The organism is Enterobacter sp. FUJ80071, from assembly GCF_038739915.1.
In the GTDB taxonomy this organism is placed as follows: Bacteria; Pseudomonadota; Gammaproteobacteria; order Enterobacterales; family Enterobacteriaceae; genus Enterobacter; species Enterobacter kobei.
In genome coordinates, this window is sequence record NZ_JBBXKH010000001.1 from 2,529,661 (window position 1) to 2,552,408 (window position 22,748).

A 22,748-nucleotide genomic window follows, 5' to 3' on the forward strand; every position below is an offset into this window, starting at 1 on the left:
CTATGCTGGTAAATCTTTGCGACTATAAACAAAGCGTTACGCTTATTGCCAACAGCGGCGTGCAATTCCTCGATTTCGGGCTGACGCCGCAGGACACCGCCAGCCACGGGCGCTTCGTACGTAAGACCGCCAACGGCCCTCTTTTACGCCTCGATTTCGATCTGGTTAACGGGCGCTATACCGTGCCGGGAACGCACGGCGGCCAGCCTGAAGTGGTTAAACCGGAAACGACTATCCCGCTGCAGCAGTCCCTTGCGGTGCTGGACGGCGTCTGGCTTCCCGTCCCGTTTCTGCGTTTCAACCCGCCGCGCACCTTTGTGGAGGGGCCGGATAACTGGGCCCGCGTGCAGGTCCGCAAGCTCGACACCCCCGACACCGCAGGCAATACGCACCGCGTGACCCTCGCCCTCGACAGCCAGATTGCGGAACATGCCACCTCCGCGCTGTCGCCGGTTGAAAACGATATCCTGAACGGCACCCGTTTCGCGCTGGCCTGGCGCGATAGCGAGGTTGAAAGCTTCCTCGACCAGACCTGGATTGACGGCTGGCTGCGTGAAGCATTTACCCAGTATGCTGACGGCGTTGAAAATCGTTCTGAACGTGACCTGCATCAGGCGATGCGCAGCTTTGAATATCAGGCCCACTGGCTTAACCTGCTGACCATGCTCGGTGAACAGCTCACCGTGCCGGAAGTGAAATTTGTTACCCATACCCTCAGTACGCCAGCGATTCCGGTCGACCTGATCCTCGACGTCGGTAACACTCACACCTGCGGCGTCATTATTGAAGACCATGGCGATGCGAACGATGGACTGCGGCAGACCGCCGAGTTACAGGTTCGTTCATTGAGCGAGCCGCAATTCCTCAATGAGCCTCTGTTTACCAGCCGTCTCGAGTTTTCCGAAGCACGCTTTGGCAAACAGCACTTCTCGGTTGAAAGTGGCCGCGAAGATGCGTTTGTCTGGCCGTCGATCGTTCGCGTGGGTGATGAAGCCCGCAAGCTGGCGATGCAGCGTCTGGGAACCGAAGGGAACAGCGGCATCTCCAGCCCGCGTCGCTATTTGTGGGATGAAACACCGGTGGTGCAGGACTGGCGCTTTAGTCAGATGAACGGCAAAACCCAGCGTGAGCCGCTTGCCACGGCGTTCCCGCTGATGAACCTGATGAACGATGACGGTGAACCGCTGTTTACGTTACCGCAGGACGAGCGACTGCCGGTCTTCTCGCCGCAGTACAGCCGCAGCACCCTGATGACGCATATGCTGTGCGAGCTGCTGGCGCAGGCGCTGGGTCAGATCAACAGCGTCGCCACCCGCCTGCGTCTGGGCTTCCCTGCCTCGCCACGCCAGCTGCGCACCCTGATCCTTACCCTGCCCTCGGCAATGCCAAAGCAGGAGCGCGAGATTTTCCGTCGCCGCATGTTCGAAGCCATCGCCATCGTCTGGAAAGCGATGGGCTGGCACCCGCAGGATGAGGATTTTGCCACCCGCAAACAGCAGGAAAAAAGCGTGGTGCCGGTCCCTGAAATCCAGATGGAGTGGGATGAGGCCAGCTGTGGTCAACTGGTCTGGCTGTATAACGAAGCGATCTCCCATTTTGGCGGCCAGACGGAAGCCTTCTTTGCCTCGCTCGCCCGCACGGATCGTGAGCCTGAGCCTGGTGTGCAGCCCGGCCGCGCATTGCGCGTCGCGTCTATCGACATCGGTGGCGGCACCACGGATATGGCGATCACCCATTATCAACTGGATGACGGCTCCGGTAATAACGTCAAAATCACGCCGCAGCTGCTGTTCCGCGAAGGGTTTAAAGTGGCGGGCGATGATACCCTTCTGGACGTGATTCAGCGCTACGTGCTGCCCGCCCTGCAAACGCAGCTGCAGAAATCCGGGATTGCGGACGCCTCGCTGCTCATGGCGTCGCTGTTCGGCGACTCCGGGCGTATTGATACCCAGGCCGTGCTGCGCCAGCAAACGGCGCTACAGCTCTTTATGCCGATTGGCCACGCCATTCTTGCCGCGTGGGAATCCAGCGACGTTGACGATCCGCTGGCTGGCCTGCATGCCACCTTTGGCGATCTTCTGCCGCAGAAACCAACCCGCAACGTCATGAATTATCTGCAGCAGGCGATTGATCATGCCCTGCCTGCGGGCTCAGAAGCGTTCGACCTTTTCGCCGTACCGCTGCACGTCAATTTCCGCGAGATGCAGGATGCGATGCTGGCCGGTCAGTTTACGCTGACCTCTCCGCTTCACGCAGTCTGTGAAGCGATTTCCCACTACAGCTGCGATATTCTGCTGATTACCGGTCGCCCTGGCTGCCTGCCAGGCGTTCAGGCGCTGATCCGTCACCTGCAGCCGGTGCCGGTCAATCGCATCGTCTGGCTGGATAAATACCAGGTACATGAGTGGTATCCGTTCAGTCAGCAGGGGCGCATTGGTAACCCTAAATCAACCGCCGCCGTGGGTGCCATGCTGTGCAGCCTGGCGCTCGACCTGCGTCTGCCGCGCTTCAACTTTAAAGCCGCGGACATTGGCGCGTATTCTACCGTGCGTTATCTCGGCGTGCTGGATAACACCGTTAATACCCTGCGTGAGGAAAACGTCTGGTATCAGGATATCGACCTCGATAAGCCGGGCGCAAAACTCGACGCACGCCTGCACTTCCCGCTACGCGGCAACGTCACCCTCGGCTTCCGCCAGCTGGCGAACGCACGCTGGCCTGCCACGCCGCTTTATACGCTCAGCATCAATTCGGCTGAACTGGCGAAAGCGATTGCCGGTGACGGCGTGCTGAACGTGCGGCTTAAGCTCTGCGGCGGCAGCAAGCAGGAAGGTCCTGAGTCCTTTGAACTGAGCGATGCCTGGCTACAGGACGGCACACCGGTAGCGCCTGACGCCTTAACCTTCAAACTGAATACTCTGGCCGATCGCCGACACAGCGGCAGCCACTACTGGATCGACAGCGGGAGTGTATACCTGAAATGACAGCGACGACCACCACCACTCAGGCGTTAATCGGGTGGATTAATGAGACGCGCATGAATGCCCCTGTGCTGGACAACGATGCTGACGCCCTGCTTGCCCGCATCAACGCGGCGCAGGCGCGAGAGCAGGCTATTGAACGTGCCCTGACCCGCCAGAGCAGCATCGGACTTTACGGTCATTCGCAGAGCGCAAAAGCACACCTGCTGCTGTCGCTGTGCGGCAGCGGTAATGGACGGCTAAACGTTACGCCAGGCCAGCGCACCTTTGACTATTTTTCGCATATCAATCCGGGTCATGCCCTGACCAACATGGCCGTCCGCTTTACCCGGGAAAACCGGGAGGTGGTTGATGAGGCGTTTCCGCTACGTCTGAGTCTTGTCACCGAGGCCGAGCTGGTACAGCTGTTTATTGCCCGCACGACGCTGCATCCGCAGATGCGCGCAGTGGATAAGGCGGTCATTGAGACCCGTCTTGAGAAATGGCGTGGCCTGCGTCAGCCGCAGGGCGTACCGGGTATCACGGCGCAGGAAGTGGGTGCCATAGCCCGCTTCTGGCAGTGCACAATACCCACTGCGAAACAGCAAATTGATGATGCCCTGTGGTATGAGCTTGCCCAACTGGTGCCTTCACTTGATCTCAGCACCCGGGCAAGCGTCTGGTCGCTGCTGTGGGGTGAGCAACAGGAATTCACCCAACAGTGGCTGAAGCTCGCCCATGTTCTGCATCAGACCAGCCATGCCAGCGAGCTTGCTGCTCCGCTGAGTCTGCTGGTAGATAGCTTTGGCTTGCCGGGTGAAGGGTTCCTGACGCATGGCACCTTAACCCAGCAGGACGCACAGGAGACGCTGCTGCATCCGCTGAATAACGGCGACATGCTCAACGCCATCAGCCTCCCGGTTGACGTGCTGGCCTTCCTGACCCGCGAGTTGGTCCTGCCGGTTGAGAGTGGTGCGCTGGATAACGTTGATATCATTGATATTCCGGTCTTTGAAGATAGCAGTGCCGATCCGTTAGCGCAGGCAAAATGTCAGTGGTTGCTCGACCATTACCGCCAGCAGCTACAGCCTGACGTGCTGGTTATCTGCAATGCGACAGCGCAGCACGAGCAGACGGCCAAAAAAGCAAAAGTGTTAATGAACTGGGTCAAAGAGACGCAGCCTGCTGAAGAGTCTGCCCTGCCGGGGCTGGTGTGGGCGATTACCCCGCATGACGCCCGCTTTACCACCCGCCAGAATCTTGATGAAGCCGTACAGCATCTGCTCGGTAAACCGGGTTTACGCTGGGGCACGCTGCAGGCGCTGGATAGCCACAGCATGCAGCGCGTCATTGAGTGGTTGTCTCAGGCCACGCTCCCTGCGCAGCGGCAGAAGCGCCTTGGAACGCTGAAAAGCTTGCTTCGCCAGGAGCTTTCGGCGCTAATGCGCAGCTATCTCGCCCCGCTGGTTGAGGAACCGGCTACCCGACGCGCACAGGCCGAAAACATGGTGCGCACCCTGCAAAGCAGTGCCGCCCGTCACGGCGAGCTTCTTGAAGGATTGATGCCGCCGATGAAAGCGTTTGAAACGCTGCTCGCCGTCCAGCAACCGCGCGAGGAGCAGGTCAATGGGCTGTTTACGGATACCATTGATCTGTTTACCGATAACGCCCAGGAAAGTGCTGGTCAGTTCCAGACGAAGGATAAGGCGCGTCTGGCGCACAGAGTATGGATAAATCATCTGCGTCAGTGGAGCCGTAATGAGGCCACGGCCGCCCGTCTCGGTCTGGAACCCGCAGTATTACAGCAAATCGCGGATGTTCTGGTGGTCACCAGCTACCGGCTTAAACTGGCGCAACAGCTTCAGCGTATTGTCGAAGCGGATAAGAGCAGCGCCGCGCAACTGCACGCCGTGATGGGCAATTTCGTTGGCTGGCTGGGGTATGACCAAACGCCTTCAGCAGAGCGTCCGGCAAGCCGCATCCGCAAGGGACAGGCTATCTTCGTTACGCCCGTCGTCAGCAGCGCCGCGCCACGTCTGACGCGTCTGGCGGAACAGCCAGTCCATGCGGCCACCGCGTACGTTTACGACTGGCTGGTTGCCCTCTATAGCCGGGCGATAGAGAACATTGATTACCAGCATCCGCATGATATTCAACCTGACGCACGTCAGGCATTACGGGCTTTAATCATGTAGTTGCCATTCTTGCCGGGTGGCGCTGCGCTTACCCGGCCTACATTCCGCCATAATATCAATACCTTGCACAATTCATCGTAGGCCCGTGCAAGCGTCGCGCCGCCGGGCGAAACTTTTGCGCACATCACTCCGTCATACACCCGGCTAACGTCTGAGCCAGTGCTGACGGATTTTCCCACGACATAGAATGCCCCGCCGCAGGGATAATTTTTACCTCAACGCCTTTCTGCTTCAGATTATCAACATCGTCGTCAGGCAGAGAATGTTCGCCGAAGATCAGCGTCACCGGGCACGAGAGCGACAGGAATTGCGTTTCCCATACCGGCATTAAACCCTCAACCAGGCTCTTTGCTCCGCGCCAGACTGCATACGGCGCATTGCTTTGCAGACACCCCGCCCACGCTGAGGTTTCTGCGCTGAGCATGGCGTCATAACCCTGTTCCAGAAATTGCTGTTCGGTTTGCGCCGCAATCGAGCGGCTGAACATCCCACCACCCGCGTGAAAATTAGGTTCCGACACCATCAGTCCTTTAACACGCGTTCCCAGCATTGCCGCCGTTTCAATCGCGATACTGCCGCCCATGCTGTGGCCGTATAACCAGAAGGCATCCAATTCAAGGTGGTCAATCAGCTCTGCCACCACGCGGGCCTGGTCAGTGGTGTGATAGCTGTAATGCTCGGGTTTATCGCTGTAACCGCTGCCGGGCAAATCAATGAGAATGGCCCGGCGTGCGCCAAACTGAAGGTCACGGACAACGCGGGGATATTCATAGGAAGAGGCACACCCCAGCCCGTGGATGAAGACCACGGGCTCGCCTGAGCCGGGCAAATCATGCCAGCGCACGGTGCAACCCGCCTGCTGCGAGTAAAAACTGTTCATAAGCACTCCTTTTACGATGCACTGTGTATTTATACAGTTATCGAATCAGGAATGCCATGTTCATCTGGAAAAAGTGGAAGCGTGCTTCAGAAAAGCGAGATCAGGAGCGCAACGGGGAAGCTCATCGGCCAGGTCGACCCCACCAGAAACGCGCTGAGCAGGCGGATGCGTTTGCGATCTTTTGAAAGGAACCAGGTAATTAATGCACAGATGGAAGCCATCACTGCGTAAAAAACCAACATCTTTTGATACAACGTCATTCTGTATACCAGAGCCGAAAAAATAACCGCACGCAATATGCGTCATATGTTGATACAGATCAAGTTTTTTCGTTACAGAATAACCACTTAAATATTATGGCTAATAACAATGGAGTAGCTTGCTTAACACGCAGGGCGAAGAAGGAGAATGCCCGGCCGCGCAAGCGGCCAGGCAGGATGGCTTAGTGTTTGATCATCACATGCCGGACGACCGTATAATCCTCAAGTCCGTACACCGACATATCTTTGCCGTAGCCGGATAACTTCATGCCGCCGTGCGGCATTTCGCTCACCAGCATAAAGTGGGTATTCACCCAGGTGCAGCCGTACTGCAACCGCGCGCTCAGACGATGAGCACGGCCCACGTCTTTGGTCCAGACCGATGACGCCAGGCCATACTGTGAATCGTTCGCCCAGGCCAGCACCTGCGCTTCATCGTCAAATTCAGTGACGCTCACCACCGGCCCAAACACTTCGCGCTGAACAATGGCATCGTCCTGTTTTGCCCCCGCCAGCAGGGTCGGCTGGAAGTAGTAGCCAGCCCCCTCCTTTTTGCTTCCGCCCGTCACAACGCTGATATGACCGAGCGCTTTCGCCTGATCGACAGCCTGACAGACGCGTGAAAGGTGAGCGGCCGAGCTGAGCGGCCCCAGTTCGGTAGCGGCATCTTCCGGCGCCCCCATTTTGAGGCTGGCGACCGCAGCACCCAGTTTTTCAACCAGCGCAGGATATATGCCTTTCTGGGCATAAATGCGGCAGGCCGCCGTACAGTCCTGCCCGGCATTGTAGAAACCAAACGTTCGCACCCCTTCGACAACCGCGTCCAGGTCAGCATCATCAAAAACGATTACCGGAGCCTTACCGCCCAGCTCCATGTGGGTGCGCTTAATGGAGGACGCCGTATGGCCGATGATATGCTCGCCGGTGGCAATTGAACCGGTCAGCGACACCATGCGGACTTTGTCATGCCCGGTGAGCGGATCGCCAACCGTCTTACCGCGACCAAATAACACGTTCACAACGCCTGCCGGGAAGATATCTTTCGCCAGTTCTCCCAGTTTTAACGCCGTCAGCGGCGTGATTTCAGAGGGTTTTATCACCACGCAGTTACCGGCAGCCAGCGCGGGTGCCAGCTTCCATGCTGCCATCATCAGCGGGTAGTTCCACGGCGCAATCGATGCAACTACCCCCACCGGATCACGGCGGATCATCGAGGTGTGCCCCTCAAGGTATTCACCTGCGGCCAGACCGTTCAGGCAGCGGGCCGCCCCGGCGAAGAAACGAAACACGTCGACCACCGCCGGAATTTCATCCCCCAGAGCACAGTGGAGCGGCTTCCCGCAGTTGAGCGATTCAAGCCTGGCAAATTCTTCACCCTGCGCCTCAATGGCGTCAGCCAGTTTCAGCAGACATTCCGCACGCGCTTTGGGCGTGGTCTGCCCCCAGTCGATAAAAGCCCGATCGGCGGCCTGAACAGCCGCGTCAACTTGCGCGACAGAGGCTTCAGCAATCTCCAGCAGTACTTCTCCGGTGGCCGGGTTGTATACCGGCTGTTTTTCGCCTTGTCCGGCGACCAGTTCACCCTTTATCAGCAGATGTGTTTGCATAGCATTGTCCTGTTCAAATCAATGTTATTTCCCGCTGCCGGCGATGTTCTCGCCATCGCGGGTTAGCCACCAGGCACCCAGAATGGGGAAAGTTGTCACCAGCATGACCAACAGTGCAACAACGTTGGTGACCGGCACGTCGCGAGGACGGCCGAGCTGATTGAGCAACCACAGCGGTAACGTGCGCTCGTGTCCCGCCGTAAAGGTTGTGACGATGATTTCGTCAAACGACAGGGCAAAGGCCAGCATTCCGCCCGCCAGAAGTGCTGAACCCAGATTGGGCAACACCACATAGCGGAAGGTTTGCCACCCGTCGGCCCCGAGATCCATTGACGCCTCCACCAGACTCCAGGAGGTGCGTCTGAACCGGGCAATGACGTTGTTGAACACCACCACCACGCAGAATGTGGCGTGCCCGACAACGATGGTGAAAAAACCCGGTTCAAGGTTGATCGTTTTAAATGCGGTCAGCAGCGCCAGACCGGTAATGATTCCCGGTAAGGCAATGGGCAACAGCAGCAACAGTGAAATGGCGTTTTTGCCAAAAAAGTCGCTTCGCCACAGTGCCGCTGCAGCAAGCGTGCCAAGCACCAGGGCAATGGCGGTGGAGAGCGCGGCAATCTGAAGTGACAACGTCACGGATTCAATGATATCGCCACGCCCCGCCGCCACGCTAAACCACTTGAGCGTCAGCCCCTGCGGCGGGAAGCTGAAGGCAGCATCTTCAGTATTAAAGGCGTAGATCGCGATAATCAGCAGCGGGAAGTGCAGAAAGATGACGCCTCCCCATGCCGCCACTTTCAGGAACAACGGTGCGCGTTCAGAGTGCATCGAATGCTCCCAGACGTTTCACGAACGCCAGATAAAGCGAAATCAGCACAATGGGAACCAGCGTAAACGCAGCCGCCATGGGCATATTGCCGATAGCGCCCTGCTGAGCGTAGACCATGTTACCGATGAAATAGCCCGGCGGCCCCACCAGCTGCGGGACGATGAAATCCCCCAGCGTCAGGGAAAAGGTAAATATCGAACCCGCGGCAATTCCCGGGATCGCCAGCGGCAATACAACATAGCGAAAGGTCTGGCGGGGGCGCGCGCCGAGGTCGGCTGAAGCCTGCAGTAACGTCGCTGGCAGACGTTCCAGCGCGGCCTGCACGGGCAGGATCATAAACGGCAGCCAGATATAGACAAAGACCAGAAAGCGCCCCAGCCCGGAGGTGGATAACGTGTTACCGCCTATCGCCGGGAGCGTAAGAAGTGAGGTGAGGATCGGCTCCAGCCCCATATGACTGAGAAACCATTGCGCCACACCATCCTTCGCCAACAGCAACGTCCAGGCGTAGGCTTTGACAATGTAGCTCGCCCACATAGGCAGCATCACGGCGATATAGAAGAACGCTTTCCACTTGCCGCGGGTGTAACGCGCCATATACCAGGCCATCGGGAATGCCAGAATGGCGCTGGCCAACGTGACCGCGACCGCCATGGTTAACGTGCGCAGGATGATGTCGTAGTTTGCCGGATTGAAGAGCGCCTGAATATTCGCCAGCGTCAGGTCCGGCGTGACCGCCATGGTGAAGTCGTCAAAGGTGTAAAACCCCTGCCACAGCAGGGTCAGCAGCGATCCGAAATAGACGATGCCAAACCACATCAGCGGGGCAAGCAGCAGCAGGAACAGGCCGAGCGACGGCTTACGCCAGAACAGTGCCGTCATGCGGCTCAAGCGGCCGTGCGGTGCGGGAGGATGAGCGACACTCATATCCATTTCACCTTTCCTCATGCAGGCGAATCATCGCCTCGCGTGACCACGAGGCCATCACCGCCTGCCCCGGCGCAATGCCGCTCAGCAGCGAGACATCGCTGAGGTTGGCCTGGCTGACCAGCAGTTTGGCCCCCTCGGCAAGCTTCAGCTCCAGGCGCGTGGCGGCTCCCTGATACTGAACGGCCTGCACGATACCCTGAACCTGAACCTCACCGCCCTCGTTCAGGCGAATATGTTCCGGGCGCAGGGAATAGATACCTTCCATGCCGCAAATTTTCTGCGCAAGCGCTGCATCAAAGACGTTGGACGTGCCCACAAAACCGGCGACAAACGGCGTGCGCGGACGCATATAGAGATCGCGCGGGGTATCCACCTGCTCGATGCGGCCGTTATTGAATACCGCCACCCGGTCCGACATGGAGAGCGCTTCGCCCTGATCGTGGGTGACGAAAATAAAGGTAATGCCGAGTTCCTGCTGAAGTTTCTTCAGCTCGAATTGCATCTGTTCGCGCAGTTTGAGATCGAGCGCGCCCAGCGGTTCGTCCAGCAGCAGGACGCGCGGTTCATTGACCAGCGCCCGGGCGATGGCGACACGCTGGCGCTGGCCGCCGGAAAGTTGCGAAGGTTTGCGGGCGATGGCAAAGCTCAGCCCTACTTTTTCCAGGGCATCACGCGCCTGGGCATGGCGTTTCTTCTTGTCGACGCCTTTCACCATCAGCCCGTAGGCGACGTTATCGAGGATCGACATATGCGGGAACAGCGCATAATCCTGAAAGACGGTATTTACATCCCGCTCCCATGGCGGTAGCGCGCTCGCCTCTTTGCCGAAAATAGAAATCGTGCCGCCTGACAGCTGTTCAAAACCCGCTATCAGGCGCAGGCAGGTAGTTTTGCCGGAGCCCGAAGGCCCCAGCATGGAGAAAAACTCCCCGTCGCGAATGGCAATGGTCACCCCGTCCACCGCCCGCACATCGCCATACAGCCGGGAAACATTGTTAAATTCTACTGCGTACGTCATGTTCTGCTCCCGGGCGATTATCGTCCACCCATGATGGCGATGTAATCCTGCGTCCAGCGGCTGTACGGCACGAATTTGCCACCTTGAGCGGTCGGGGTTTTCCAGAACAGGATTTTGTCGAATTCGTTATAACCGTTTGTTTCACAACCTTTATCACCCAGCAGCGTACTGGCTTTACACCCTTCAGGCACGACGGGCAGTGAGCCGAACCATGCCGCCAGATCGCCCTGCACTTTTGGCGTCAGCGACCAGTTCATCCATTGGTAGGCGCACATCGGGTGTTTTGCCTGGGCGTGGAGCATGGTGGTATCCGCCCAGCCGGTTACCCCTTCTTTCGGGAAGACGGTGGCGATGGGCTGGTTCTCAGCCTTCAGCGCATTTGCCTGATATGGCCAGGCGCTGGAAGCCACAACGCCTTCATTTTTGAAGTCGCTCATCTGGACGGTGGTGTCATGCCAGTAGCGGTGGATCAGGGCATGCTGGTCGCGAAGCACTTTCAGCACCGCGGCATATTGTTCTTCGGTGAGCTGGTAGGGATCGCTGATGCCCAGCTGTGGCTGGGTGGCTTTGACGAACAGCGCCGCATCGGCGATATAAATTGGCCCGTCATATGCCTGCACGCGACCCTGATTGGTTTTACCGTCCGGCAGATCCTGTTTGGTAAAAACCACACTCCAGCTGTCCGGTGGCGTCGGGAAGGTTTTGGTGTTGTACATCAGCAGGTTTGGCCCCCACTGATAGGGTGTACCGTAGACCTTGCCGCCCACGTTAAACCATTCCCCCTTCACAATGCGCGTGTCGAGGGTTTTCCAGTTCGGGATGAGTTCGGGATTTATCGGCTGAACGCGTTTGCCCATGATCAGGCGAAGCGATGCATCGCCTGACGCGGTGACCAGATCGTATCCCCCTTTCGCCATCAGGCTGACCATTTCATCTGACGTGGCCGCCGTTTTCACGTTAACGGCACAACCGGTCTCTTTTTCAAACTGGGTGACCCAGTCATAGTTTTTATCGGTCTGCCCACGCTCGATATAGCCCGGCCAGGCAATAATATCCAGACGACCTTCCCCGTCACCCATCGCCTTAGGTGGTTCTGCGGCGTGCGCTGTCATGATAGTCATGCCGAGCGCGCACAGGCTGCTGCGGGCAAATTTTTTGCTCATAAGAATTACTCCTGTCGCAATGAAATTTAGCGGCAGCCGTGCCGTAAAAATATCTCCCTTATTAAACGTAGACCGCGCAATTGCGCCGCACCGTTTGGCTTCAGGAAATTTCATCAAGGTGTGACCGAGGGCGCATTCCCCGTTAACTGGATTATAGACAAGGGGTTAGCGGCGCGAGGCAGTATGCAGATTTCCTATGACCGGGCACTGCGAAATATTCGTAGCGCCGTCATCAGGATAAGAAATGTTTATTTAAATAAGGGGAAAAAGATTATTTCAACATCGTGCTAATTAATTTTCCTAACTGAATCACCGCCTGCTCTTCTCGCTCTCCCCACGCCCAGGAGGTATTAAAACGGAAGAACGGTGTCCATGCGTCAGAGGTGGAAAACATTTTTCCTGGCGCAATGCTGATATGGTGCGTTAAGGCCTTTTCACTTAGCAGCCCGGCATCCAGCTGTGCCGGAAGCTCCAGCCATAAAAAGTAGCCGCTGTCGTTATGGTGAATTTTGACCCCGGCGGGCATATGGCGCAGCAGTGACTGCCAGGCTTGCTGTTTTCGCTCAGCGAGCGTTCGTCGCAGGCGGCGAAGATGGGCGTCGTAGCGTTTAGTCGCCAGGTAGTCCACCAGCGCAAGCTGCATAGGGGAGCTGGTCGATAACGTGCTCATCAGTTGCAACTGCTGAATGCGTCGCGCATGTTTTCCGGCCGCCACCCAGCCGATACGAAATCCCGCCACCAGACATTTTGAAAAAGAGGAGCAGTGAAGCGTCATGTCGTCCCGATCCCAGGCTTTTGCCGGAAGCGGTTTTTCGCGGCCGAAATAGAGCTCGCTGTATACATCGTCCTCAATCAGGGTGACGTTATGCTTTGTCAGGAGGGCGACCAGACGGGCTTTTTTCTCTGCACTTAGCGTAAAACCAAGCGGATTCTGGCCGTTGGTCATCAGCCAGCAGGCTTTTACCGGATAGTCATTCAGCGCCTGTTCAAGGGCGTTCAGGTCTATCCCCTCCCGGACGTCCGTGGCGACCGACAACGCTTTGAGCTTCAGGCGTTCCAGCGCCTGCAGCGCGCCATAAAAGCAGGGGTTTTCGACAATCACCCAGTCGCCAGGCTCCGTCACCGCCTGCAAACTCAGGTTCAGCGCTTCGAGCGCGCCTGCGGTAATGACAATTTCGTCCGGCGAGATGTTCATCCCCTGCTGCGCATAGCGGCGCGCAATGGCGTGGCGGAGTTCAGCGTTACCCGGCGGCAGGTTTTCAATCACGCTCATCGCAGTCGCCGTTTTGCTGACGTTAGCCAGCGAGCGGTTGAGCTGCTGAAGCGGGAAAAGCCGGGGATCGGGAAAGGCGGATGCGAAAGGAACGACAGACGGATCGCGGCTGGCCTGAAGGACATCGAAGATATAGGTGTTGATATCCACCGCTTCGTCACGCATCACCTGGGCAGGTGGCACAGGCTGGTGCGTGGTCGGGCGCGAGGCAACGTAATAGCCCGATTGTGGCCTGGCGACAATGCGTCCCTGACTTTCCAGCATCTGATACGCGTGGCCAACAGTCATGAAACTCATGCCGCTGCTCGCCACCTGCTCTCGCAGGGAAGGCAGCTTATCGCCCGGCAGCCATACGCCAAGCTCAATTTGCGAGATAATTTGTTGCGCCAGACGCTGGTATTTTTTCATCAGATTCTCCTTATTGCCGACAGTGTATATCAGCAGGAGAAAAAGAGAAGATTTTGCTAACTGTTATGAAAAACCGGGTAGATTACTTACGGTACTCGGTGGTGTGATTCATCGCGGAACGCGCAGCAGCGAGGTGGTCGAGCGTGATCATCGACGATTTGCAAAAAATGCATTTTGCGCCGAATGGGTTTTTCTCAGACACATCAAAGACTGAAGTGCGGTACTGCGAGCCATGACAGCATGGGCAGCGGAAATGGATATAAGAAGTCATAGGATTCTCCTGTTAACGTAAAAACGTAAATTACTAATGGGCCGATTGGGCAATATTGGTTTTAAACAAAACGAATCGGAATGTAGATAAAGACCCAAGAGAGGCTGCGGAGAGGCACAACGTGATGAGAACTGCTTTATAAAACTACGTCAGATATTTTTTTGGACTCAAAACCAGAAATCCATTAACGCATGTTGCTGACGGCAAAGCAAGCGGATTGATGCGTAAAATGCATAAAAATAAATTTTTTATTCACCCATGCTGAGCACAGCGTTACATATAGACAAAATCAATTCTACAAGAAAGACTTATAAATCAATTAAATATAAATTTTTTGCATGACATTTTATGCCTAAAAATCTTATCAGTTCGGGAGTATTACCCTTCTTACAGATGCGGACTGTTAATGAAAAAAGGAGTGTAAAATGGCAATTCCGGCATACCTATGGCTTAAAGATGACGGCGGAGCAAATATTAGGGGCGCTGTTGATGTACAGGAACGCGAGGGCAGTATCGAGGTGTTGGGATTCGGTCATGGGCTACATTTGCCAACAGATAACATGACGGGAAAAATTACTGGCACGCGTATCCATTCAGCGTTTGTTTTTGAGAAAGAATTTGACAGTTCGAGTCCATATCTCTACAAAGCCGTCGCAAAAGGTCAGACTCTAAAAAGTGCCGAATTCAAATGGTATAAGATCAACGATGCCGGACAGGAAGTTGAATACTTCAATATGTTTTTGGAAAACGTTAAAGTCGTATCCATATCTCCACTCATGCATGATATCAAAAACCCAGCGACAGAGAGACATAACCATCTAGAAAGTATCGCATTGCGTTACGAAAAAATAACCTGGAAGCACTGTGACGGTAACATTATTTTTTGTGACGAGTGGAAAGACAGATGATTCGCTGCACTTTTCATTTGAATGGCAATCAGCTTTCTACATTGAGCTGTCCCGGTTTAGGATTTTTCCCCGCGTTTTCTGGAAATGCGGGTTATAACAGAAATAATCCTGATGCCGTTGCAACTGCGGAAGTAGGCCCCTTACCTCCGGGACTCTATTATATTGTTACACGTCCACGAGGCGGGCTTGGTACCCACTGGCATGACGCAATAAAAGGTTTAGAGAGTGGATCTAATCGTGATTTTTGGTTTGCCCTCTACCGCCACGATAATCGCATTGATGATAGAACGTTCATCAATAACGTTGAGCGTGGATCTTTCCGCTTACATCCTGCTGGTCAGTCTGGAATTAGTAATGGATGTATAACCTTACCTAACCACTCTCATTACAGAATACTCATGCATGGGTTACTCGCTTCAGGTACGGTAAACGTTACTGCTGGATTAAATGCGCTTGGAACAATACAGGTATATTGATGAATGCAATAAAGCATACCCTTACCTGGGTCGTACAAACATTGATGTTGTTAGTTATTTACTCTCTTTTATGTTACTTCCTGCCGGATGTATTCCTGTATCATCTCTACACGAGGCATTTTGGTTTTGTCACTGAGCTTGAATGGAGTGAAAGCTATACACTACTTCTGTTCATTGTTTCATTTTTGTTCAATGCCATACTGATTTATCTTTGGGCATTAAGAAAGTAAACCTCTTGCTGGGCGGAAATATTGCCGCCCAGAAATAATTTCAGCAAAGGCAAGTAAGCAAACTGTTATAGGTAAATACACCCGGTCTGTTTCTGCCCCCCAGAGCTGGCGCGGCTTAGAATGGCATCGACATAATTACATCGCGGAGTTTTGCATGTTTGGTTTGGATGCTTTTCACCTTGCGCGGATACAGTTTGCCTTTACCGTGTCCTTTCACATTATTTTCCCGGCAATCACCATCGGCCTGGCAAGCTATCTTGCCGTGCTCGAAGGATTATGGCTGAAAACAAAAAATCCGGTCTGGCGCTCGCTTTACCATTTCTGGTCGAAGATTTTTGCCGTTAACTTTGGCATGGGCGTAGTCTCCGGCCTGGTCATGGCCTACCAGTTTGGCACCAACTGGAGCGGCTTTTCACAGTTTGCGGGCAGTATTACCGGCCCACTCCTGACCTACGAAGTGCTTACCGCCTTCTTCCTTGAGGCCGGTTTCCTCGGCGTGATGCTGTTCGGCTGGAAGAAAGTCGGACCGGGACTGCACTTCTTCTCCACCTGCATGGTGGCGCTGGGGACTATTATCTCCACCTTCTGGATCCTCTCTTCGAATAGCTGGATGCAGACCCCGCAGGGCTATGAGATTGTCAACGGCCAGGTGGTGCCGGTGGACTGGTTCGCTGTGGTGTTCAACCCCTCCTTCCCTTACCGCCTGCTGCATATGTCGATCGCCGCGTTCCTCAGTAGCGCCCTGTTTGTTGGTGCATCCGCAGCATGGCATTTGCTGCGCGGGAATAATAATCCTGCCATACGGGCAATGTTTTCAATGGCACTGTGGATGACGCTGATTGTCGCTCCCCTCCAGGCTATGGTTGGTGATATGCATGGGTTGAATACTTTAAAGCATCAACCCGCCAAAATTGCCGCCATTGAGGGCCACTGGGAAAACCCACCGGGTGAGCCGACCCCGTTGCTGCTGTTTGGCTGGCCTGACATGGAGCAAGAGCGCACCCGCTTTGGTCTGGAGATCCCGGCGCTGGGAAGTCTTATCCTGACGCACAGCCTGGATAAACAGGTCCCAGCCCTTAAGGAGTTCCCGAAAGAAGATCGCCCAAACTCGACCATCGTCTTCTGGTCATTCCGCATCATGGCGGGCTTAGGCATGCTGATGTTGCTGCTTGGGGTGATGGCGCTCTGGTTGCGCTACAAAAAGCGCGTTTATTCATCCCGCCCGTTCCTGTGGTTTGCCCTGTTAATGGGCCCATCCGGCCTGATTGCGATTCTGGCAGGCTGGGTCACCACCGAAGTGGGCCGCCAGCCGTGGGTGGTCTATGGACTCCAGCGAACGAAGGATGCGGTATCAGCCCACGGCGATCTGCATATGAGCGTGAGTTTGCTGGCCTTCTTCATCGTCTACACCTCGGTGTTTGGCGTCGGCTACAGCTATATGGTTCGCCTCATCAAAAAAGGCCCGCAGCCACACGAATCTTTCGCCACCGCGTCCGATGGACGTCCTGCACGCCCGCTTTCAGCCGTCACTACTGAACATAAGGAGCAGCCGTAATGGGTATCGATCTTTCCATTATCTGGTTTGTGATCATCGTCTTTGCCACGCTGATGTATATCGTCATGGACGGCTTTGATCTGGGGATCGGGATGTTGTTCCCCGCAACGCCAAACGCTGACGATCGTGATGTGATGGTCAACAGCGTCGCGCCGGTATGGGACGGCAATGAGACCTGGCTGGTGCTTGGCGGCGCCGCCCTGTTCGGCGCATTCCCGCTGGCGTATGCGGTGATCGTTGATGCCCTCACCATTCCGCTGACATTAATGCTGATCGGACTTATTTTCCGCGGGGTGGCATTCGAGTTTCGTTTTAAAGCCACGCCCACCCACCGCCCCTTCTGGGATAAAGCGTTTATTGGCGGTTCCATTCTGGCAACGTTTACCCAGGGCGTGACGGTGGGCGCCGTCATTAACGGTTTTACCGTGACAGGCCGAACGTATACGGGTGGTCCGTTTGACTGGTTTACCGCATTTAACCTGTTCTGCGGTGCGGGTCTGATGGTGGCCTACGCGTTGCTGGGATCGACGTGGCTGGTAATGAAAAGCGAAAATGCGCTGCAGCAAAGGATGCGGGCGTTATCCAAAACGTTACTGATTATCCTGCTGGCATTTATTGCGGCGATCAGCCTCTGGACGCCGCTTGCCCACCCGGCCATTGCCGCACGCTGGTTTACGCTGCCGAATCTGTTTTATCTGCTGCCGGTTCCTGCGCTGGTCGTGATTTTTAGCCTGTGTCAGTGGCGCTACCTGAATAATCCTGACAGCCATAACCGTCCGTTTATCCTGACGTTAGGGCTGATATTCCTTGGTTTTAGCGGGCTTGGGATCAGCATCTGGCCGCATATTATTCCGCCATCCATCACCTTGTGGCAGGCCGCTGCGCCAACGCAAAGCCAGGGCTTTATGCTGGTGGGTGCGCTGTTGATCATCCCCGTCATTCTGGTCTACACCTTCTGGAGTTACTACGTATTTCGCGGCAAAGTTCAGCATGGGGAGGGTTATCACTGATGCAACAACCGGTCTGGAAAAGAGTGTTGTGGCTGGCCATTATCTGGGGCGGCAGCGTACTGGCGCTGGCTGCGGTCAGTATGCTCTTTCGCATATTGATGACGGCAGCCGGGTTTAAATCTCATTAATCGTCATTCCGGGCAACCGCTGCGTTGCCCGGCTCTCCCCGCACTTTCAGATAAACCCCATTAACGCACGTCAGCGTATCGTTACACTGGTAAAAGATTCACAGTATTTATTATTTGAGAACAAAAATGAAAAAGCTCATTGCGTTAAGTGTTATCAGTCTTGTCCTGACCGGCTGCGTTAATCCGGGCAAAGCGTCCGTTCAGCCAGAGCAGCTGAAGAACCATCGTTTTGTACTGGAAAATGTGGATGGCAAAGCCGTGAAGGGCATGACAACACCACCTGAGATCAGTTTTAACGCGCTGCCCGCTTTGAACCTGGTAGATAACATCAGCGTGTCTGGCACGATGTGTAACCGCTTCAACGGACAGGGGAAATTGTCCGAAGGTGAGCTGACAGTGAAAACGCTGGCAATGACGCGCAAACTCTGTACTGAACCGCAGCTTAACGAACTGGATCACACCCTCGGCGACATGCTGCGCAAAGGGGCGCAGGTCGACCTGACGGAAGACCAGTTAACGCTGGCGACCGCCGACAAAACGCTGATGTTTAAACGTGTTGACTGATCAGTAATTACCGCAGCTGCCAACGGCAAGCGACTGTTCACTGCAGCGTTTGCCGTTTGGCAATGCGCACATCCCAATAGCTGAACCATCAAGCTGGCGGGCAACCGACAGCGAGCCGCCAATCATGGCACAGTTGGCTTGTCCTGAGCTGGACATTGACGCTCTCATTCCCGGCGCTACGTGAGCCGCCGTCGCCTGCTGAACAGGCTCACTGCTACATGCCGACAATAATAATGCGGCATACCCAATCAAAAATGCTGAACGCATGCTCTCTCCCCCGTAAATAATGCGAAACCTATGCATAATAGGCATCACCTCCCGTGTCGTCGAGAGCGGATGTGCGTATTTATGCGCTACTGAAACAATTTCTCGCAATTTTTTTACCCTTTAGTTGATCTACTCATTGATGACGAGAATATCGAGGACACAAAAGCGAAAATCGTAAAACCCCCTGTTTGCTAGACTAAAGAGATAATATTCAAGGCTTGTCGTCTTATGACAGGCCCTCTTTTTTGCGCAATGTAAGGGTGTCGTCCTATGCAAACTATTGACGGTAATGGTGCAGTTGCCTCAGTCGCGTTTCGCACCAGCGAAGTTATCGCCATCTACCCGATTACGCCAAGCTCGACCATGGCGGAACAGGCGGATGCCTGGGCGGGAAACGGGGTAAAAAACGTCTGGGGTGATGTCCCTAGAGTGGTTGAAATGCAGTCTGAAGCGGGAGCGATCGCTACGGTTCATGGTGCGCTGCAGACAGGCGCGCTCTCCACGTCGTTTACCTCCTCACAGGGATTGTTGTTGATGATCCCGACGCTGTACAAACTCGCCGGCCAGCTGACCCCCTTCGTCCTGCACGTCGCCGCACGTACCGTTGCGACCCATGCGCTCTCCATCTTTGGCGATCACTCCGACGTGATGGCCGTGCGTCAGACAGGCTGCGCCATGCTCTGCGCCAGCAGCGTTCAGGAAGCACAAGATTTTGCGTTGATTTCGCATATCGCCACGCTTAAAAGCCGCGTGCCGTTTATCCACTTCTTTGATGGTTTCCGCACGTCTCACGAAATCAACAAAATCGTCCCGCTGGCGGACGATACTATCCTGAATCTTTTGCCGCAGGCGGAAATCGACGCGCATCGCGCCCGTGCCCTTAACCCGGAACACCCGGTAATTCGCGGGACATCAGCCAATCCGGACACCTATTTCCAGTCCCGTGAAGCCACGAATCCGTGGTACAACGCGGTTTATGACCACGTCGAGCAGGCAATGAATGATTTTGCCGCCGCGACCGGGCGCACGTACAAGCCGTTCGAATACTACGGCCATCCGCAGGCTGAACGCGTGATTGTGCTAATGGGTTCCGCCATCGGCACCTGTGAAGAGGTGGTTGACGAGCTGCTGACCCGTGGAGAAAAGGTCGGCGTACTTAAAGTGCGTCTGTATCGCCCGTTCTCGGCCAAACATCTGCTCTCTGCTCTGCCGGAAAGCGCGCGTACGGTGGCGGTGCTCGACCGAACCAAAGAGCCTGGGGCACACGCTGAACCGCTTTACCTGGACGTCATGACCGCTCTGGCAGAAGCCTTTAACCAGGGCGAGCGTGAAACCCTTCCGCGGGTGATCGGCGGTCGCTATGGCTTATCCTCCAAAGAGTTCGGGCCGGAGTGCGTGCTGGCGGTATTTAATGAACTGCGGGAAGCAAAACCCAAACCGCGCTTCACGGTGGGTATCTATGATGATGTCACGAACCTGTCCCTGCCGTTGCCGGAAAATACGCTGCCTTCAACCGCCAAACTTGAGGCACTGTTTTACGGCCTGGGCAGCGATGGCAGCGTCTCGGCGACCAAAAATAACATCAAGATCATCGGTAACTCGACCCCGTGGTACGCACAAGGCTACTTCGTTTACGACTCCAAAAAAGCGGGTGGCCTGACCGTTTCCCACCTGCGCGTCAGCGAGCACCCTATCCGCTCGGCCTACCTGATTTCTCAGGCCGACTTTGTTGGCTGCCACCAGCTGCAGTTTATCGACAAATACCAGATGGCGGAGCGCCTGAAGCCAGGCGGTATTTTCCTCCTCAATACGCCGTATAGCGCGGATGAGGTCTGGGCGCGTCTGCCGCAGGAAGTGCAGACGGTCCTGAACCAGAAAAAAGCCCGATTCTATGTGGTCAACGCGGCAAAAATTGCCCGCGAATGTGGCCTGGCTGCACGTATCAATACCGTGATGCAGATGGCCTTCTTCCATCTGACCCAAATCCTGCCGGGCGACAGCGCACTGGTAGAGTTGCAGGGCGCGATCGCCAAAAGCTACAGCAGCAAGGGACAGGAGCTGGTAGAGCGTAACTGGCAGGCGCTGGCGCTGGCGCGCGAGTCGCTGTCCGAGGTGCCGCTGCAGCCGGTGAATGACGCCAGTCCGAACCGTCCTCCGGTGGTCTCTGATGCGGCGCCTGATTTCGTTAAGACCGTAACGGCAGCCATGCTGGCCGGGCTGGGTGACGCCCTGCCCGTCTCCGCGCTGCCGCCTGATGGAACCTGGCCGATGGGTACCACGCGCTGGGAAAAGCGCAATATCGCCGAAGAAATCCCGATCTGGAAAGAAGAGCTATGCACGCAATGCAACCACTGCGTCGCGGCCTGCCCGCACTCGGCCATTCGTGCCAAGGTCGTGTCACCGGAAGCGATGGAAGACGCACCGGCCAGCCTGCACTCGCTGGATGTAAAATCCCGCGATATGCGCGGACAGAAATACGTTCTGCAGGTCGCGCCGGAGGATTGCACCGGCTGTAACCTCTGCGTTGAGGTCTGCCCGGCGAAAGACAGGCAGAACCCGGACATTAAAGCAATCAACATGATGTCGCGCCTGGAGCACGTTGAAGAAGAGAAAGAGAACTATGTCTTCTTCCTGAATCTGCCGGAAATCGATCGCAGCAAACTGGAACGGATTGATATTCGGACTTCGCAGCTCATCACGCCGCTGTTCGAATACTCTGGTGCCTGTTCCGGCTGCGGTGAAACGCCGTATATCAAGCTGCTTACTCAGTTGTATGGCGACCGGATGTTGATTGCTAACGCCACCGGCTGCTCGTCCATCTACGGCGGTAATTTGCCCTCTACGCCTTATACCACCGATGAAAAGGGTCGCGGTCCGGCCTGGGCAAACTCACTATTTGAGGATAACGCCGAGTTTGGCCTGGGCTTCCGCCTCACCGTTGATCAACACCGCGCGCGAGTGATGCGCTTGCTGGAGCAGTTCGCCGGGCAAATTCCTGCCGAACTGAATGCCGCGCTTCACGCCGAAGCGACACCCGACGTGCGTCGCGAGCAGGTGGCAGCGTTGCGTCACGCCCTTCAGGGGGTCGCGGGTGCAGAGCAGTTGCTGACCGACGCTGACGCGCTGGTCGAAAAATCCATCTGGTTGATTGGCGGCGACGGCTGGGCTTACGACATCGGCTTTGGCGGGCTGGATCACGTCCTGAGCCTCACCGAGAACGTCAACATCCTGGTGCTGGATACGCAGTGTTATTCCAATACGGGTGGGCAGGCGTCGAAAGCCACACCGCTGGGCGCCGTCACGAAATTTGGTGAACACGGTAAGCGCAAAGCACGCAAGGATCTCGGCGTGAGTATGATGATGTACGGCCACGTTTACGTCGCGCAAATCTCGCTCGGCGCGCAGCTTAACCAGACGGTGAAAGCGATTCAGGAAGCAGAAGCCTATCCCGGCCCATCGCTGATCATTGCCTACAGCCCGTGCGAAGAGCATGGCTACGATCTGGCGCTCAGCCACGATCAGATGCGTCAACTGACGGCGACCGGCTTCTGGCCGCTGTACCGGTTCGATCCGCGCCGTTCGGACGAGGGGAAATTACCGCTGGCGCTGGATTCGCGTCCGCCGTCAGATGCGCTGGCAGAGACGCTGATGCAGGAGCAGCGCTTCCGTCGCCTCAATGCGCAACAGCCTGAGGTGGCGGAACAACTCTGGAAAGACGCCGCTGCCGATCTGCAAAAACGGTATGACTTCCTGGCACAGCTGGCCGGGAAAGCCGAAAAATCAGCCAGCGACTAACGCCACTGCCCGGCTCGT

At 55.8% G+C, this 22,748-nt stretch carries 19 protein-coding genes; 9 read left to right on the forward strand and 10 right to left on the reverse strand.

The window, feature by feature from the left end:
* Nucleotides 1–2: 2 nt before the first annotated feature.
* A complete protein-coding gene (locus AAER43_RS12360) occupies nt 3–2,984 on the forward strand; it encodes a virulence factor SrfB (protein ID WP_023330500.1) in 2,982 nt (993 codons plus the stop codon).
* The gene (locus AAER43_RS12365; RefSeq protein ID WP_050861994.1) at nt 2,981–5,155 is read left to right on the forward strand and encodes a virulence factor SrfC family protein; all 2,175 of its coding nucleotides are present in this window, start codon (nt 2,981–2,983) and stop codon (nt 5,153–5,155) included. The genes AAER43_RS12360 and AAER43_RS12365 overlap by 4 nt, the downstream gene beginning before the upstream one ends.
* A gap of 124 nt (nt 5,156–5,279) precedes the next feature.
* On the opposite strand, the gene AAER43_RS12370 is transcribed toward AAER43_RS12365, so the two are convergent.
* The 9 genes from AAER43_RS12370 to AAER43_RS12410 all read right to left on the reverse strand — a co-directional run bounded on the left by AAER43_RS12370 (nt 5,280) and on the right by AAER43_RS12410 (nt 13,797).
* Nucleotides 5,280–6,035 carry an alpha/beta hydrolase gene (locus AAER43_RS12370; RefSeq protein ID WP_050861993.1) on the reverse strand — a complete coding sequence of 252 codons (756 nt, stop codon included), beginning with the start codon at nt 6,033–6,035 and terminating at the stop codon, nt 5,280–5,282.
* Between the two features lie 86 nt (nt 6,036–6,121).
* Nucleotides 6,122–6,295: a GhoT/OrtT family toxin gene (locus AAER43_RS12375; protein ID WP_014883956.1), complete on the reverse strand. Its 174-nt coding sequence runs from the start codon at nt 6,293–6,295 to the stop codon at nt 6,122–6,124.
* A 182-nt stretch (nt 6,296–6,477) separates the two neighbouring features.
* A complete protein-coding gene (patD, locus tag AAER43_RS12380) occupies nt 6,478–7,902 on the reverse strand; it encodes an aminobutyraldehyde dehydrogenase (protein ID WP_014883957.1) in 1,425 nt (474 codons plus the stop codon).
* A gap of 24 nt (nt 7,903–7,926) precedes the next feature.
* Entirely contained in the window at nt 7,927–8,733 is an 807-nt protein-coding gene (locus tag AAER43_RS12385) for an ABC transporter permease (RefSeq protein WP_045135193.1), read from the reverse strand.
* Nucleotides 8,723–9,667, reverse strand: coding sequence for an ABC transporter permease (locus AAER43_RS12390; protein ID WP_050861992.1), 945 nt, complete (start codon nt 9,665–9,667; stop codon nt 8,723–8,725). The genes AAER43_RS12385 and AAER43_RS12390 overlap by 11 nt, the downstream gene beginning before the upstream one ends.
* Nucleotide 9,668: 1 nt before the next feature.
* Complete coding sequence (locus AAER43_RS12395; protein WP_014883960.1) at nt 9,669–10,682, reverse strand: ABC transporter ATP-binding protein; 1,014 nt, start codon at nt 10,680–10,682, stop codon at nt 9,669–9,671.
* A gap of 17 nt (nt 10,683–10,699) precedes the next feature.
* Nucleotides 10,700–11,845, reverse strand: coding sequence for a putative ABC transporter substrate-binding protein YdcS (gene ydcS, locus AAER43_RS12400; RefSeq protein ID WP_050861991.1), 1,146 nt, complete (start codon nt 11,843–11,845; stop codon nt 10,700–10,702).
* A 271-nt stretch (nt 11,846–12,116) separates the two neighbouring features.
* Nucleotides 12,117–13,526, reverse strand: a complete 1,410-nt coding sequence (locus AAER43_RS12405; protein WP_032636344.1) for a PLP-dependent aminotransferase family protein — start codon at nt 13,524–13,526, stop codon at nt 12,117–12,119.
* Nucleotides 13,527–13,608: 82 nt separating this feature from the next.
* Complete coding sequence (locus AAER43_RS12410) at nt 13,609–13,797, reverse strand: hypothetical protein (protein ID WP_023330507.1); 189 nt, start codon at nt 13,795–13,797, stop codon at nt 13,609–13,611.
* A 425-nt stretch (nt 13,798–14,222) separates the two neighbouring features.
* Here AAER43_RS12410 and AAER43_RS12415 point away from each other — a divergent pair, with 425 nt between their 5' ends.
* The 6 genes from AAER43_RS12415 to hslJ all read left to right on the forward strand — a co-directional run bounded on the left by AAER43_RS12415 (nt 14,223) and on the right by hslJ (nt 18,668).
* Nucleotides 14,223–14,705, forward strand: coding sequence for an Hcp family type VI secretion system effector (locus AAER43_RS12415; protein WP_050861990.1), 483 nt, complete (start codon nt 14,223–14,225; stop codon nt 14,703–14,705).
* Complete coding sequence (locus tag AAER43_RS12420) at nt 14,702–15,181, forward strand: DUF2778 domain-containing protein (protein WP_014883965.1); 480 nt, start codon at nt 14,702–14,704, stop codon at nt 15,179–15,181. The genes AAER43_RS12415 and AAER43_RS12420 overlap by 4 nt, the downstream gene beginning before the upstream one ends.
* A gap of 384 nt (nt 15,182–15,565) precedes the next feature.
* Entirely contained in the window at nt 15,566–16,966 is a 1,401-nt protein-coding gene (locus tag AAER43_RS12425; RefSeq protein WP_050861988.1) for a cytochrome ubiquinol oxidase subunit I, read from the forward strand.
* Nucleotides 16,966–17,976 carry a cytochrome d ubiquinol oxidase subunit II gene (gene cydB, locus AAER43_RS12430; RefSeq protein ID WP_057057670.1) on the forward strand — a complete coding sequence of 337 codons (1,011 nt, stop codon included), beginning with the start codon at nt 16,966–16,968 and terminating at the stop codon, nt 17,974–17,976. Before AAER43_RS12425 ends, cydB begins: the two co-directional genes overlap by 1 nt.
* Nucleotides 17,976–18,104: a DUF2474 domain-containing protein gene (locus AAER43_RS12435; RefSeq protein ID WP_023330509.1), complete on the forward strand. Its 129-nt coding sequence runs from the start codon at nt 17,976–17,978 to the stop codon at nt 18,102–18,104. The genes cydB and AAER43_RS12435 overlap by 1 nt, the downstream gene beginning before the upstream one ends.
* Nucleotides 18,105–18,230: 126 nt before the next feature.
* Complete coding sequence (gene hslJ / locus AAER43_RS12440) at nt 18,231–18,668, forward strand: heat shock protein HslJ (RefSeq protein WP_014883970.1); 438 nt, start codon at nt 18,231–18,233, stop codon at nt 18,666–18,668.
* Here hslJ and AAER43_RS12445 read toward each other — a convergent pair whose 3' ends face one another.
* Nucleotides 18,669–18,935, reverse strand: a complete 267-nt coding sequence (locus AAER43_RS12445; protein ID WP_050862039.1) for a DUF333 domain-containing protein — start codon at nt 18,933–18,935, stop codon at nt 18,669–18,671.
* A 270-nt stretch (nt 18,936–19,205) separates the two neighbouring features.
* Between AAER43_RS12445 and nifJ the strand changes: the two genes are divergently transcribed.
* A complete protein-coding gene (gene nifJ / locus AAER43_RS12450; RefSeq protein ID WP_050861987.1) occupies nt 19,206–22,730 on the forward strand; it encodes a pyruvate:ferredoxin (flavodoxin) oxidoreductase in 3,525 nt (1,174 codons plus the stop codon).
* Nucleotides 22,731–22,748: the final 18 nt, after the last annotated feature.

What these genes read in the sequence shown, in the direction of transcription:
- AAER43_RS12425 (WP_050861988.1), top strand. Translation starts at nt 15,566, where the DNA reads ATGTTTGGTTTGGATGCTTTTCACCTTGCGCGGATACAGTTTGCCTTT.
- AAER43_RS12405 (WP_032636344.1), bottom strand. Translation starts at nt 13,526, where the DNA reads ATGAAAAAATACCAGCGTCTGGCGCAACAAATTATCTCGCAAATTGAG.
- AAER43_RS12435 (WP_023330509.1), top strand. Translation starts at nt 17,976, where the DNA reads ATGCAACAACCGGTCTGGAAAAGAGTGTTGTGGCTGGCCATTATCTGG.
- nifJ (WP_050861987.1), top strand. Translation starts at nt 19,206, where the DNA reads ATGCAAACTATTGACGGTAATGGTGCAGTTGCCTCAGTCGCGTTTCGC.
- AAER43_RS12375 (WP_014883956.1), bottom strand. Translation starts at nt 6,295, where the DNA reads ATGACGTTGTATCAAAAGATGTTGGTTTTTTACGCAGTGATGGCTTCC.
- AAER43_RS12360 (WP_023330500.1), top strand. Translation starts at nt 3, where the DNA reads ATGCTGGTAAATCTTTGCGACTATAAACAAAGCGTTACGCTTATTGCC.
- ydcS (WP_050861991.1), bottom strand. Translation starts at nt 11,845, where the DNA reads ATGAGCAAAAAATTTGCCCGCAGCAGCCTGTGCGCGCTCGGCATGACT.
- AAER43_RS12395 (WP_014883960.1), bottom strand. Translation starts at nt 10,682, where the DNA reads ATGACGTACGCAGTAGAATTTAACAATGTTTCCCGGCTGTATGGCGAT.
- patD (WP_014883957.1), bottom strand. Translation starts at nt 7,902, where the DNA reads ATGCAAACACATCTGCTGATAAAGGGTGAACTGGTCGCCGGACAAGGC.
- AAER43_RS12385 (WP_045135193.1), bottom strand. Translation starts at nt 8,733, where the DNA reads ATGCACTCTGAACGCGCACCGTTGTTCCTGAAAGTGGCGGCATGGGGA.
- AAER43_RS12370 (WP_050861993.1), bottom strand. Translation starts at nt 6,035, where the DNA reads ATGAACAGTTTTTACTCGCAGCAGGCGGGTTGCACCGTGCGCTGGCAT.
- hslJ (WP_014883970.1), top strand. Translation starts at nt 18,231, where the DNA reads ATGAAAAAGCTCATTGCGTTAAGTGTTATCAGTCTTGTCCTGACCGGC.
- AAER43_RS12415 (WP_050861990.1), top strand. Translation starts at nt 14,223, where the DNA reads ATGGCAATTCCGGCATACCTATGGCTTAAAGATGACGGCGGAGCAAAT.
- AAER43_RS12420 (WP_014883965.1), top strand. Translation starts at nt 14,702, where the DNA reads ATGATTCGCTGCACTTTTCATTTGAATGGCAATCAGCTTTCTACATTG.
- AAER43_RS12410 (WP_023330507.1), bottom strand. Translation starts at nt 13,797, where the DNA reads ATGACTTCTTATATCCATTTCCGCTGCCCATGCTGTCATGGCTCGCAG.
- AAER43_RS12445 (WP_050862039.1), bottom strand. Translation starts at nt 18,935, where the DNA reads ATGCGTTCAGCATTTTTGATTGGGTATGCCGCATTATTATTGTCGGCA.
- AAER43_RS12390 (WP_050861992.1), bottom strand. Translation starts at nt 9,667, where the DNA reads ATGGATATGAGTGTCGCTCATCCTCCCGCACCGCACGGCCGCTTGAGC.
- AAER43_RS12365 (WP_050861994.1), top strand. Translation starts at nt 2,981, where the DNA reads ATGACAGCGACGACCACCACCACTCAGGCGTTAATCGGGTGGATTAAT.
- cydB (WP_057057670.1), top strand. Translation starts at nt 16,966, where the DNA reads ATGGGTATCGATCTTTCCATTATCTGGTTTGTGATCATCGTCTTTGCC.